Raw genomic sequence first — 12,594 nt, 5'->3', positions numbered from 1 at the left:
CGGTTACGCAAGGCGATACCTTGACACGTTTGACCCTGGCAGTTGATGCCATGGGCGGGGACTTCGGTCCCTGCGTGACAGTGCCTGCAGCCTTGCAGGCACTGGCCTCTCATTCGCAGCTGGTTCTTCTTCTGGTCGGCGATCCCGACATCATCTCGTCATTTCTTGCCAAAGCGGATTCCTCGTTACTGGGGCGTGTGCAGGTAATCCCTGCCGAATCGGTTATTGCAAGTGATGCCAAACCCTCGCAGGCGATTCGTAACAGCCGCGGCAGCTCCATGCGCGTGGCGTTAGAGCTGGTGAAAGAGGGGAAAGCGCAGGCGTGCGTCAGTGCCGGCAATACCGGTGCGCTGATGGGCCTGGCAAAATTATTACTGAAGCCGCTGGATGGCATTGAGCGTCCGGCGTTGATGACCGTGCTGCCACATCAGCAGCACGGCAAGACGGTGGTGCTGGATCTGGGCGCTAACGTCGATTCCGACAGTGAAATGCTGGTGCAGTTTGCAGTGATGGGTGCGGTGATGGCGGAAGAAGTGCTGGAAATCAGCCAGCCGCGCGTCGCGCTGCTCAACATCGGTCAGGAAGAGACGAAGGGGCTGGAGACGATTCGCGCCGCATCGGCGGTGCTGCGGGCCTCGCCGCAGATCAACTATATTGGTTACCTTGAGGGGAACGATCTCCTCACCGGCAAGACGGATGTGCTGGTCTGTGATGGCTTCGTGGGTAATGTCACGTTGAAGACCATGGAAGGCGTGGTAAGAATGTTTCTTTCTCTGCTCAAATCGTCAGGTGAAGGAAAAAAACGGGCCTGGTGGCTGAAATGGCTGGGACGCTGGATCCAAAAGCGTCTGGCTAAACTTTTCGGTCATCTCAACCCCGACCAGTACAATGGCGCTTGTCTGTTAGGATTGCGCGGGACAGTGATCAAGAGCCACGGCGCGGCGAATCAACGCGCGTTTGCCGTGGCGATAGAACAGGCAGAGCAGGCGGTGCGCAAGCAAGTTCCCGAGAGAATTGCCGCGCGCCTTGACGCTGTATTAGCCAGGAGTGACAAAGCGTAGATGTTTACCAAAATTATCGGTACGGGCAGCTATTTGCCTGAGCAGGTTCGCAGCAATGCGGACCTGGAAAAAATGGTGGAGACTTCGGACGAGTGGATTGTCACCCGGACCGGTATTCGTGAACGTCGCATTGCGGCACCGGATGAAACGGTGGCCAGCATGGGCTTCACCGCTGCCCAGCGTGCGCTGGAGATGGCGGGCGTGGCAGCCAGCGACGTTGGCCTGATCATCGTGGCAACTACTTCTTCCAGCCACGCCTTCCCGAGCTCAGCGTGCATGATTCAGCAGATGCTGGAAATCAACGACTGCGCCGCCTTCGATCTCGCGGCCGCCTGTGCCGGCTTTACCTATGCACTGAGCGTGGCCGATCAATACATCAAAAACGGTGCGGTGAAGCACGCGCTGGTGATTGGCGCGGATGTGCTGGCTCGCACCCTCGATCCTGACGATCGCGGTACCATCATCCTGTTTGGTGATGGCGCGGGTGCCGTGGTGCTCGGCGCAAGTGAAGAAGCGGGCATTCTCTCCACGCATCTGCATGCCGATGGCCGCTACGGTAAGCTGCTGACGCTGCCGTACCAGGATCGCGCGCATCAGGATGAGCCTGCTTACCTTACCATGGCCGGCAACGAAGTATTTAAAGTCGCGGTCACTGAGCTGGCGCATATCGTCGATGAAACGCTGCAGGCGAATAATCTCGATCGTGAACAGCTTGACTGGCTGGTGCCGCATCAGGCGAACCTGCGCATCATCAGCGCCACCGCCAAAAAGCTCGGCATGGGCATGGATAAAGTGGTGGTGACGCTGGATCGACACGGCAACACCTCGGCAGCGTCGGTGCCAAGCGCGCTGGACGAAGCGGTACGTGATGGCCGCATCAAGCCCGGACACCTGATTTTGCTCGAGGCCTTTGGTGGCGGTTTCACCTGGGGCTCGGCGCTGGTTCGCTTTTGATTGACAGGAACGCAAGATGACGCAAATTGCTTTTGTTTTCCCGGGACAGGGATCGCAGACCGTCGGCATGCTGGCCGATCTGGCAGCGGAAAATCCACAGGTTGAAGCCACTTTCCGTGAAGCTTCTGACGCGCTGGGTTACGATTTATGGCAGCTGGTCCAGCAGGGCCCGGCTGAAGAGCTGAATAAAACCTGGCAGACCCAGCCGGCGCTGCTGGCAGCCTCGGTCGCGATTTATCGCGTCTGGCAGAGCAAAAATGGCGCGCAGCCCGCGCTGATGGCCGGACACAGCCTCGGTGAATACTCTGCGCTGGTGTGTGCGGGCGTGCTGAATTTTGCTGACGCCATCAAGCTGGTTGAACTGCGCGGTAAACTGATGCAGGAAGCGGTGCCGGAAGGTACGGGCGCCATGCAGGCGATTATCGGTCTCGACGACGCGGCAATTCGCAAAGCTTGTGAAGAGAGCGCGCAGGGCCAGGTAGTTTCGCCGGTCAACTTCAACTCGCCGGGTCAGGTGGTTATCGCCGGCAATAAAGAAGCGGTTGAACGTGCCGGTGCCGCCTGTAAAGCGGCCGGCGCCAAGCGCGCGCTGCCGCTGCCGGTCAGCGTGCCGTCACACTGCGCGCTGATGAAACCTGCGGCGGATAAGCTGGCGGTGGCGCTGGAAAGCGTGACCTTCAATGTACCGTCGGTACCGGTGGTCAATAACGTTGACGTTAAGTGCGAAAGCGACGCCGCGGCGATTCGCAGCGCGCTGGTGCGTCAGCTGTACAGCCCGGTGCGCTGGACTGAGGCGGTTGAGTTTATTGCTGCACAGGGCGTGACTGAACTGCTGGAAATCGGTCCGGGTAAAGTGCTGACCGGCCTGACCAAACGAATTGTGGACAGCCTGACGGCTGCAGCGGTGAACGATCCGTCGTCACTGGCTGCGGCGCTTGGCCAGGAATAAGAGGAAAATCATGAGCTTTGAAGGTAAAGTAGCGCTGGTGACCGGCGCCAGCCGCGGTATCGGACGTGCCATCGCGGAAACGCTGGCGGCACGCGGTGCAAAAGTGGTGGGTACTGCCACCAGCGAAAGCGGCGCGGAAGCCATCAGTGCTTACCTCGGCGACAAGGGCAAAGGTCTGCTGCTGAACGTGACCGATGCGGCCTCTATTGAGAGCGTGCTCGAGAAAGTTCGCGCCGAATTTGGCGAAGTTGACATTTTGGTCAATAATGCAGGCATTACGCGTGACAATCTGCTGATGCGCATGAAAGACGATGAGTGGGCGGATATCCTCGATACCAACCTGACATCGGTGTTCCGCCTGTCGAAGGCGGTCATGCGTGCCATGATGAAAAAGCGCGTGGGCCGTATCATTACCATCGGTTCGGTAGTTGGAACCATGGGTAACGCGGGTCAGGCAAACTATGCGGCAGCAAAAGCAGGTTTGATTGGCTTTAGCAAATCACTGGCGCGAGAAGTTGCGTCACGTGGCATTACCGTAAACGTCGTGGCTCCGGGCTTCATTGAGACGGACATGACGCGTGCACTGAACGAAGATCAGCGCTCGGGCATTCTGGCAGAAGTGCCGGCAGGTCGTTTAGGCGACCCGCAGGAGATTGCCAATGCTGTTGCATTCTTAGCCTCTGACGAAGCCGCCTACATCACGGGTGAGACGCTGCACGTCAATGGCGGCATGTACATGGTCTGATAATCACGAAATCATTTGCATTATCTGCGGTAAACACCGCAGAATAACGCAAAATCGTGGTTCGACCAGCCGGGATTTTGTTGCATCTTTTTCAACATTTTATACACTACGAAAACCATCGCGAAAGCGAGTTTTGATAGGAAATTAAATAGTATGAGCGATATCGAACAACGCGTTAAGAAAATCGTAGCTGAGCAGCTGGGCGTTAAAGAAGACGAAGTGGTTAACGGCGCTTCTTTCGTTGAAGACCTGGGTGCAGATTCTCTTGACACCGTTGAGCTGGTAATGGCTCTGGAAGAAGAGTTTGATACTGAAATTCCAGACGAAGAAGCTGAGAAAATCACTACCGTTCAGGCAGCGATCGACTATATCAATAACCATAAAGGTTAATGAATATCTTCAGGCGGTCATTCGACCGCCTGAGTTTTATGTTTGCCCCACATAGCGTCATTATTTCCCTCCCTGGAGGACGAACGTGTCTAAGCGTCGTGTAGTTGTGACCGGTCTTGGCATGTTGTCTCCTGTCGGCAATACCGTAGAGTCTACCTGGCGTGCTCTCCTTGCCGGTCAGAGCGGCATTAACCTGATCGACCATTTTGATACCAGTGCCTACGCAACGCGTTTTGCGGGTCTGGTGAAAGATTTTAACTGCGATGAATACATCTCGCGCAAAGATCAACGCAAGATGGATGACTTCATCCAGTACGGCATTGTGGCCGGTATTCAGGCTATGGCGGACTCCGGTCTGGTCGTAACCGACGAGAATGCCGGACGCATCGGTGCGGCTATCGGTTCCGGCATCGGCGGTCTGGGTTTGATCGAAGATAACCATACCTCGCTGGTCAATGGCGGTCCGCGCAAAATCAGCCCATTCTTTGTGCCTTCAACCATCGTTAACATGGTCGCTGGCCACCTGACCATTATGTACGGCCTGAAAGGCCCGAGCATCTCGATTGCGACCGCCTGTACGTCTGGCGTGCACAATATTGGTCATGCGGCGCGCATCATCGCGTATAACGACGCGGATGTGATGCTGGCCGGCGGTGCTGAGAAAGCCAGTACGCCACTGGGCGTGGGCGGTTTCGGCGCGGCGCGTGCGCTCTCTACCCGTAACGACAATCCACAGGCGGCGAGCCGTCCGTGGGATAAAGATCGTGACGGTTTCGTGCTGGGCGACGGTGCCGGTATCGTGGTGCTGGAAGAGTACGAACACGCGAAAAAACGCGGTGCGAAGATTTATGCGGAAATTGTTGGTTTCGGCATGAGCAGCGACGCTTACCACATGACATCACCACCGGAAGACGGTTCAGGTGCAGCCGCAGCGATGGTCAACGCGCTGCGTGACGCGCAGCTGGATCCGGCGCAGATTGGCTATGTTAACGCGCACGGCACCTCAACGCCGGCCGGTGACAAAGCCGAAGCGCAGGCGGTGAAGTCGGTATTTGGTGCGTCAGCGCACAGCGTGATGGTCAGCTCGACCAAGTCGATGACCGGTCACCTGCTGGGTGCGGCGGGCGCGGTAGAAGCGATTTACTCGATTCTTGCGCTGCGCGACCAGGCGGTTCCGCCCACCATCAACCTCGACAATCCTGACGAAGGTTGCGATCTGGACTTTGTGCCGCACACGGCGCGCCAGGTCAGCGGACTGGAGTACACGCTGTGTAACTCCTTTGGATTCGGCGGCACCAACGGCTCGCTGATCTTCCGCAAGGTATAAGCGCTATCCAGCCGAACAGAGGCCCGCAATGCGGGCCTTTTTTATATTTTGTCACGCAGTGGCGTGGAATGTTACGCGCCACAGTGCTATTCAACGCTGACGCCAGCGGCAGAGGAGAAGCGCATGTGGATTAACGGAGTGGCACAGGACACCCTTTCTGCCCGCGACCGCGCGGTGCAGTTTGGTGACGGCTGTTTCACCACGGCGGCAGTCAGAGAGGGCCGTATCCAGCTGCTGGAGGCGCATCTGCAGCGTCTGCAGGACGGCTGCCAGCGTTTGCTGATGGCCGCGCCGGATCGCGCCTTACTGGCGGAAGAGATGCGCCGCGCGGCGGCGGGCCAGCGCGAAGCGGTGCTCAAAGTGATCCTGACGCCCGGCGCGGGCGGACGCGGCTACAGTCGCGCCGGCTGCACGCAACCCACGCGTATCATCGCGCTCGCACCCTGGCCACAGCACTACGCCACGCTGCAGCAGCAGGGCGCGCGGCTGGTGACCAGCCCGGTGCGGCTGGCGCAGAACCCGCTGCTGGCCGGCATCAAACATCTTAACCGGCTGGAGCAGGTGCTGATTCGCCAGCAGCTGGACGCGTGCGACGCTGACGAAGCGCTGGTGCTTGACACCGCCGGGACGGTAGTGGAATGCTGTGCGGCCAATTTATTCTGGCGCAGCGGTGAGGCCATTTTCACGCCGCGCCTCGCGCAGGCCGGCGTTGATGGCATCATGCGTCGTTATCTGCTGGCGCGGCTGGCCCAGGCCGGTCACGACTGCCAGCAGGTGGAGGCCAGCCGATCGGCGGTGTTAAGCGCCGATGAAGTGGTGATCTGTAACGCGCTGATGCCAGTATTACCCGTGCGGCAAATTGACGACGTCACCTTTTCCGCACGCACGCTGTACCAGCAACTGCTCGCCAGTTGCCAGACGATGGAAGCATCATGACCCGAATGAAAAAAATAGTTGCCGGCGCCGTAGTCATCGCTGGCCTGGCTGCCGCATTGAGCTACTGGCAGATTAAACGCTTTGCCGCGACGCCATTAACCATTCACCAGGAAACCCTGTATACCCTGCCGGCCGGCAGCGGTCGCGTGGTGCTGGAAGCGCAGCTGGAGAGCCAGCACATCATTCCGCAAAGCATCTGGTTTGGCCCGTTGCTGAAGCTGGAGCCCGATCTGGCTAACTTCAAAGCCGGGACGTATCGCCTTGAGACCGGCATGACGGTGCGCCAGCTACTGCAATTGCTGGCCAGCGGCAAAGAGGCGCAATTTCCGCTGCGCTTTGTCGAGGGTTCCCGGCTGAAAGAGTGGCTGGCTGAGCTGCGTAAAGCGCCATACCTTAAACACACGCTGCCGGATGATGAATTTGCCAGCGTTGCGGCCGCGCTTAAGCTTGATGTCAGCCAGCTGGAAGGCGGTTTCTATCCGGATACCTATCTGTATACTGCCAACACCAGCGATGTGGCACTGCTGGAGCGGGCGCACGTGCGCATGAACAAGCTGGTGGATGAGATCTGGCAGGGGCGGATGGCCAGTCTGCCGTATAAAACGCCGCAGCAGATGGTCACCATGGCGTCGATTATAGAAAAAGAGACCGGCGTCAGCGAAGAGCGCGCGCGCGTTGCCTCGGTATTCATCAATCGCCTGCGCACCGGTATGAAACTGCAGACCGATCCCACGGTGATCTACGGAATGGGCGGCAGCTATACCGGTACGCTGACGCGCAAGGATCTTGAGACCCCGACCGCGTACAATACCTATACCATCAGCGGCCTGCCGCCGGGACCGATTGCCATGCCGGGGCGCGCCTCGCTGGAAGCGGCGGCCCATCCGGAGAAGACCAATTACCTCTATTTCGTCGCGGATGGCAAAGGCGGTCACACCTTTACCACCAATCTGGCCAGTCATAATAAAGCCGTGCAGGTTTACCGGCTGGCGATGAAGGAAAAAAATGAAAAGTAAGTTTATCGTCATCGAAGGGCTGGAAGGCGCGGGCAAAACCACCGCGCGTGAGGCGGTGGTTGCGGTCCTGCATGAGCAGGGCATTGAAGACGTGGTCTTTACCCGTGAGCCGGGCGGCACGCCCTTGGCCGAACAGCTGCGCGTGCTGGTGAAGCAGGGCATTGATGGCGAACAGGTGAGTGATAAAGCCGAGCTGCTGATGCTGTATGCCGCGCGGGTGCAGCTGGTAGAAAACGTCATCAAACCGGCGCTGGCACGCGGTGCCTGGGTAGTGGGCGATCGTCACGATCTTTCGTCGCAGGCGTATCAGGGCGGCGGTCGCGGACTCGACACTCAGCTGATGACCACGCTGCGCGATGCGGTGCTGGGCGATTTTCGTCCCGACCTGACGCTCTATCTCGACGTCACGCCGGAGATTGGCCTGCAGCGTGCCCGGGCGCGCGGCGAACTGGATCGCATTGAGCAGGAGTCGCTGAACTTTTTTACCCGCACGCGCGAACGCTACCAGGCGCTGGCCGCTGCCGATCCAACCATCAAAAGCATCGATGCGATGCAGCCGATTGAGAATGTGACAGCGTCACTTAAAGCCGTGCTGCGTCAGTGGCTGGCAGGTCAGGCGGCATGAACTGGTATCCGTGGCTGAACCAGCCGTACCGACAGATCATTGCCCGCCATCAGAGTGGACAGGCACATCATGCGCTGCTGATTCAGGCCATCGACGGCATGGGCGACGATGCGCTGGTGTGGGGCGTCAGCCGCTGGCTGATGTGTCAGCAGCCGCAGGGACTGAAAAGCTGCGGCCAGTGTCACGGCTGCCAGCTGATGCAGGCGCACACCCATCCGGACTGGTATCGGCTGGAAGCGGAAAAGGGAAAAGCCTCGCTCGGCATTGATGCGGTTCGCGACGTCAGTGAGAAGCTGTACCATTTTGCCCAGCAGGGTGGCGCGAAAATTGTCTGGCTGCCGGATGCGACGCAACTGACCGAAGCCGCCGCCAACGCGCTACTGAAAACGCTGGAAGAGCCGCCCGCTAACTGCTGGTTTTTCCTCAGCGTGCGCGAGCCGTCGCGACTGCTGGCCACGCTGCGCAGCCGCTGTATGACGTGGCATCTGTCGCCGCCGGAAGAGACGCACAGCCTGCAATGGCTGCAGAAACAGCAGCCGCAGCCGGAAGCGATTCTGCGCGCGGCGCTGCGTCTGAGCAACGGTGCACCTGCTGCGGCGCTGGCCTTGTTACAGCCGGACCGCTGGCAGGCACGGCAAACGCTGTGCGACAGCCTGAACAGCGCACTGAGCGGCGATATTCTGCAGCTGTTGCCGGCGCTCAACAGCGACGATGTGGCGGTTCGCCTCGGCTGGCTGCTTTCGCTGCTGGTGGATGCGATGAAAGTGCAGCAGGGCGCCAGCAACTGGCTGAGTAATGGCGATCGCCCGGACGTGGTGACGCAGCTGGCGCAGCAGTTCAGCAGCAGCGCGCTGAATGCCAGCGTGCAGCAGTGGCTGCAGTGTCGCGAGCAGCTGCTGCACGTAGCGGCGCTTAATCGTGAACTGATTCTGACCGACTGTCTGCTTGCCTGGGGACGTTTGCTGTCTCCCGCGACGGTCGGCTAAGAGTAAAAGAGAGATCTATGTTTATTGTTGATTCGCACTGCCATCTTGATGGCCTTGATTATGAAACCCAGCACCGCGATCTGGATGACGTGATTGCCAAAGCGGCGGCGCGGGATGTGAAATTCATGCTGGCGATTGCCACCACGCTGCCGGATTACTACAAAATCAAACAGCTGGTCGGCGATCGCGACAACATCGCGCTGGCCTGCGGCGTGCATCCGCTCAATCAGGAAACGCCGTATGACGTGGAAGAGTTTCGCCGTCTGGCGGCGGAAGAGCAGGTGATTGCACTGGGCGAAACCGGGCTGGATTATTTTTACCAGCAGGAGACCAAAGCGCAGCAGCAGGCCTCGTTCCGTGAGCACATCCGCACCGGCATTGCGCTGAATAAGCCGATTATTGTGCACACCCGCGATGCGCGCGAAGACACGCTGGCCATTCTGCGTGAAGAGCAGGTAGAGCGGTGCGGCGGCGTGCTGCACTGTTTCACGGAAGACAAAGAGACGGCGGCGCAGCTGCTGGATCTTGGGTTCTACATCTCCTTCTCCGGCATTGTGACCTTTCGCAACGCTGAACAGATCCGCGAAGCAGCGCGCTATGTACCGCTGGATCGCATTCTGGTTGAAACCGATTCACCCTATCTGGCACCAGTACCGCATCGCGGCAAAGAAAACCAGCCGGCCTTCACCCGCGACGTAGCTGAGTATATGGCCGTGGTGAAGGGCGTCGATCTTGCTACCCTGGCGGCCGCCACCACGGAAAACTTCTCCCGCCTGTTTAAGGTGCCGATGAGCCGACTCGGCGGCTAACGCGCTTTATTTCAAACTCTGTAATTAATCTGAAATCACTCATCTGCGCTGCGTGTTTCGCGGCGCAGGCAGTGATTTATTGCTGTTTATAGCAGCAAGTCAGTAAGAAATGACTGAAATTTCAGCACTGTGTTTGGTGAAACGTGATAGCCGTCAAAGTAACGTGTCGTCATTTATTTTACCCTTCGTAATAAATCAAAAGACGCTCAGCGTCACCCCGGCTAAGGATCCTCCCCCTTTGCCATGCGCACTGCGCTAAAAAATGCACTCATACTCAGGAGCTTCTATGTTCAAGAACGCATTTGCGAACCTGCAAAAGGTAGGTAAATCGCTGATGTTGCCGGTATCGGTTCTGCCGATTGCCGGTATTTTGTTAGGTGTTGGTTCTGCTAACTTCAGCTGGCTGCCGGAAGTGGTTTCCCACGTGATGGCCGAAGCGGGTGGATCGGTGTTTGCTAACATGCCGCTGATCTTTGCGATCGGTGTGGCACTGGGCTTTACCAATAACGACGGCGTGTCGGCGCTGGCCGCCGTGGTCGCCTACGGCATTATGGTGAAAACCCTGGCTGTGGTCGCGCCGCTGGTTCTGCATCTGCCGGCAGCCGAGATTGAAGCCAAACACCTCGCCGATACCGGGGTGCTGGGCGGCATTATTGCCGGTTCGATTGCAGCCTATATGTTCAACCGCTTCTACCGTATCAAGCTGCCGGAATACCTCGGCTTCTTTGCCGGTAAGCGCTTTGTGCCGATCATTTCCGGTCTGACCGCGATTTTCACCGGTGTGGTGCTGTCCTTCATCTGGCCACCTATTGGTACCGCTATTCAGGACTTTTCGCAGTGGGCGGCCTATCAGAACCCGGTGGTGGCGTTCGGTATTTACGGTGTAGTTGAGCGTGCGCTGGTGCCGTTTGGTCTGCATCACATCTGGAACGTTCCTTTCCAGATGCAGATTGGTGAATTCACCAACGCGGCTGGTCAGGTCTTCCACGGTGACATTCCGCGCTACATGGCGGGTGACCCGACTGCCGGTAAACTGTCTGGCGGCTTCCTGTTCAAGATGTACGGTCTGCCGGCTGCGGCTATCGCCATCTGGCATTCTGCTAAACCTGAAAACCGCGCCAAAGTGGGCGGTATCATGATCTCCGCTGCGCTGACCTCGTTCCTGACCGGTATCACCGAGCCGATCGAGTTCTCGTTCATGTTCGTGGCACCGATCCTGTATGTGATCCATGCCATCCTGGCGGGCCTGGCGTTCCCAATCTGTATTCTGCTGGGCATGCGAGATGGCACCAGCTTCTCACACGGTCTGATCGACTTCATCGTGCTGAGCGGCAACAGCAGCAAAATCTGGCTGTTCCCGATTGTCGGTATCATCTACGGTCTGGTGTACTACACCGTATTCCGCGTGCTGATCGCTAAACTGAATCTGAAAACCCCGGGTCGTGAAGACACGGCGATGGAGCAGAGCAGCGCGACCGGCAGTGAAATGGCGGGCAAGCTGGTCACGGCGTTCGGTGGCAAAGAGAACATTACTAACCTTGATGCCTGTATTACCCGTCTGCGCGTTAGCGTGGCGGACGTAGCGAAGGTGGATCAGGCTGAACTGAAAAACCTCGGCGCGCGTGGTGTGGTGGTGGCCGGTTCCGGTGTGCAGGCGATTTTCGGCACCAAGTCCGATAACCTGAAAACCGAGATGGATGATTATATCCGCAGTATGTAAGTGACATGACGGCAGGCCGGGCCGGTGCGGTGAAGCGGCGTCAGATCGTAAAGACGCCAACACCATCCCTGGGGCTCGGCCCGCGACATCCCTGTCGCGGGACGCTTTACTCCTCTGCCGCCGCTTCACCGCACTGCAACTTCGGTGCGACAAAACCCCTCATCCGAGGGGTTTTTTATTTTACTGCCGCCAGACACCGCCGGCCGCGCCGCGCCAGCGTGAAAAAGTGATGCAAAGGCAGCCATTTAATGAAGAAAAGTGGTCCTGAGGTTGAAAGAAACGGAATTCCTCACGCATACTGCCTGACTGAACTCAGGCTTAAGGAACTGCACCATGGCTGAAGAAACCATTTTCAGTAAAATCATTCGTCGCGAAATTCCCGCCGACGTGGTTTATCAGGACGAACTGGTCACCGCCTTCCGCGATATCGCGCCCAAAGCGCCTACCCACATACTGATTGTCCCCAATGTACTGATTCCGACCGCCAACGATGTACAGGCGGCGCATGAGCAGGCGCTGGGCCGCATGGTGACCGCCGCCGCAAAAATTGCCCGCGATGAAGGCATCGCCGAAGATGGCTATCGCCTGATCATCAACTGCAACCGTCACGGTGGGCAGGAGGTTTACCACATTCATATGCACCTGGTCGGCGGACAGCCGCTGGGCCCGATGCTGGCCATCTAACCTCAGGCGGACCTTGTGATGCGTCAATGGCTGAGCGGCTTGCTGTTGCTGACCCTGGTGGGCTGCAGCAGCGATAAGCCGATGATCAACACCTCCCAGTCGCTGGTGATGGAGTCTGCCGTACTGTCGGCGGGCATCATCACCGATGAGCCTGCGCTGACCAGCCGCGACGGCCAGCAGCGCGCCGCCAGCGTGCTGCAAAATCTGCGTGAAACGCCGGTCACCGTGCACTATCGTTTCTACTGGTACGATGACAAAGGGCTGGAGATTGAGCCGCAGGAGCCGGCGCAGACTCAAACCGTACCGGCGCACGGCAGCGTAGAAGTGGCCTCGCAAATGGGTAACCCGACCGCCAGCAAGGTGCGTCTCTATCTTTATCTTTGAGGAGTAAC

At 58.3% G+C, this 12,594-nt stretch carries 14 protein-coding genes; all 14 read left to right on the top strand.

Features of this window, described 5'->3' with window-relative positions:
• Positions 1-20: 20 nt before the first annotated feature.
• The 14 genes from plsX (at position 21) to OXR61_RS03305 (ending at position 12,586) form a co-directional block, all read left to right on the top strand.
• On the top strand, positions 21-1,061 hold the full coding sequence (plsX, locus tag OXR61_RS03370) for a phosphate acyltransferase PlsX (protein WP_031279271.1): 1,041 nt from the start codon (positions 21-23) through the stop codon (positions 1,059-1,061).
• Positions 1,062-2,015 (top strand): beta-ketoacyl-ACP synthase III, encoded by a 954-nt coding sequence (locus tag OXR61_RS03365; protein WP_021506407.1) that lies wholly within the window; start codon positions 1,062-1,064, stop codon positions 2,013-2,015.
• Between the two features lie 16 nt (positions 2,016-2,031).
• Positions 2,032-2,964, top strand: a complete 933-nt coding sequence (fabD, locus tag OXR61_RS03360; protein WP_021506406.1) for an ACP S-malonyltransferase — start codon at positions 2,032-2,034, stop codon at positions 2,962-2,964.
• Positions 2,965-2,974: 10 nt separating this feature from the next.
• A complete protein-coding gene (fabG, locus tag OXR61_RS03355; RefSeq protein ID WP_021506405.1) occupies positions 2,975-3,709 on the top strand; it encodes a 3-oxoacyl-ACP reductase FabG in 735 nt (244 codons plus the stop codon).
• Positions 3,710-3,862: 153 nt separating this feature from the next.
• Positions 3,863-4,099, top strand: a complete 237-nt coding sequence (gene acpP / locus OXR61_RS03350) for an acyl carrier protein (protein ID WP_010617251.1) — start codon at positions 3,863-3,865, stop codon at positions 4,097-4,099.
• Between the two features lie 85 nt (positions 4,100-4,184).
• The gene (fabF, locus tag OXR61_RS03345; protein ID WP_031279267.1) at positions 4,185-5,426 is read left to right on the top strand and encodes a beta-ketoacyl-ACP synthase II; all 1,242 of its coding nucleotides are present in this window, start codon (positions 4,185-4,187) and stop codon (positions 5,424-5,426) included.
• 123 nt (positions 5,427-5,549) lie between these two features.
• Complete coding sequence (pabC, locus tag OXR61_RS03340; RefSeq protein ID WP_021506403.1) at positions 5,550-6,362, top strand: aminodeoxychorismate lyase; 813 nt, start codon at positions 5,550-5,552, stop codon at positions 6,360-6,362.
• The gene (gene mltG / locus OXR61_RS03335) at positions 6,359-7,378 is read left to right on the top strand and encodes an endolytic transglycosylase MltG (RefSeq protein WP_031279266.1); all 1,020 of its coding nucleotides are present in this window, start codon (positions 6,359-6,361) and stop codon (positions 7,376-7,378) included. Before pabC ends, mltG begins: the two co-directional genes overlap by 4 nt.
• Positions 7,368-8,003, top strand: a complete 636-nt coding sequence (tmk, locus tag OXR61_RS03330; RefSeq protein WP_021506401.1) for a dTMP kinase — start codon at positions 7,368-7,370, stop codon at positions 8,001-8,003. Before mltG ends, tmk begins: the two co-directional genes overlap by 11 nt.
• Positions 8,000-8,989 (top strand): DNA polymerase III subunit delta', encoded by a 990-nt coding sequence (gene holB / locus OXR61_RS03325; protein WP_021506400.1) that lies wholly within the window; start codon positions 8,000-8,002, stop codon positions 8,987-8,989. Before tmk ends, holB begins: the two co-directional genes overlap by 4 nt.
• A gap of 17 nt (positions 8,990-9,006) precedes the next feature.
• The gene (locus OXR61_RS03320) at positions 9,007-9,798 is read left to right on the top strand and encodes a metal-dependent hydrolase (RefSeq protein ID WP_021506399.1); all 792 of its coding nucleotides are present in this window, start codon (positions 9,007-9,009) and stop codon (positions 9,796-9,798) included.
• 286 nt (positions 9,799-10,084) lie between these two features.
• Complete coding sequence (gene ptsG / locus OXR61_RS03315; RefSeq protein ID WP_021506398.1) at positions 10,085-11,518, top strand: PTS glucose transporter subunit IIBC; 1,434 nt, start codon at positions 10,085-10,087, stop codon at positions 11,516-11,518.
• 333 nt (positions 11,519-11,851) lie between these two features.
• On the top strand, positions 11,852-12,202 hold the full coding sequence (gene hinT, locus OXR61_RS03310) for a purine nucleoside phosphoramidase (protein ID WP_021506397.1): 351 nt from the start codon (positions 11,852-11,854) through the stop codon (positions 12,200-12,202).
• A gap of 18 nt (positions 12,203-12,220) precedes the next feature.
• Positions 12,221-12,586: a YcfL family protein gene (locus OXR61_RS03305; RefSeq protein WP_021506396.1), complete on the top strand. Its 366-nt coding sequence runs from the start codon at positions 12,221-12,223 to the stop codon at positions 12,584-12,586.
• Positions 12,587-12,594 lie beyond the last annotated feature (8 nt).

It is taken from the genome of Pantoea sp. GM_Pan_4, assembly GCF_026541005.1.
Classification (GTDB): Bacteria; Pseudomonadota; Gammaproteobacteria; order Enterobacterales; family Enterobacteriaceae; genus Pantoea; species Pantoea dispersa.
The sequence above is the reverse complement of the archived record's forward strand: the minus strand, read 5'-3'. Positions and strand labels throughout refer to the sequence as shown.

Bases quoted from the DNA above. Each gene is read 5' to 3' on its own strand.
- OXR61_RS03365 (WP_021506407.1), top strand. From the start codon at position 1,062: ATGTTTACCAAAATTATCGGTACGGGCAGCTATTTGCCTGAGCAGGTT.
- ptsG (WP_021506398.1), top strand. From the start codon at position 10,085: ATGTTCAAGAACGCATTTGCGAACCTGCAAAAGGTAGGTAAATCGCTG.
- hinT (WP_021506397.1), top strand. From the start codon at position 11,852: ATGGCTGAAGAAACCATTTTCAGTAAAATCATTCGTCGCGAAATTCCC.
- fabD (WP_021506406.1), top strand. From the start codon at position 2,032: ATGACGCAAATTGCTTTTGTTTTCCCGGGACAGGGATCGCAGACCGTC.
- acpP (WP_010617251.1), top strand. From the start codon at position 3,863: ATGAGCGATATCGAACAACGCGTTAAGAAAATCGTAGCTGAGCAGCTG.
- mltG (WP_031279266.1), top strand. From the start codon at position 6,359: ATGACCCGAATGAAAAAAATAGTTGCCGGCGCCGTAGTCATCGCTGGC.
- OXR61_RS03305 (WP_021506396.1), top strand. From the start codon at position 12,221: ATGCGTCAATGGCTGAGCGGCTTGCTGTTGCTGACCCTGGTGGGCTGC.
- OXR61_RS03320 (WP_021506399.1), top strand. From the start codon at position 9,007: ATGTTTATTGTTGATTCGCACTGCCATCTTGATGGCCTTGATTATGAA.
- tmk (WP_021506401.1), top strand. From the start codon at position 7,368: ATGAAAAGTAAGTTTATCGTCATCGAAGGGCTGGAAGGCGCGGGCAAA.
- fabG (WP_021506405.1), top strand. From the start codon at position 2,975: ATGAGCTTTGAAGGTAAAGTAGCGCTGGTGACCGGCGCCAGCCGCGGT.
- holB (WP_021506400.1), top strand. From the start codon at position 8,000: ATGAACTGGTATCCGTGGCTGAACCAGCCGTACCGACAGATCATTGCC.
- pabC (WP_021506403.1), top strand. From the start codon at position 5,550: ATGTGGATTAACGGAGTGGCACAGGACACCCTTTCTGCCCGCGACCGC.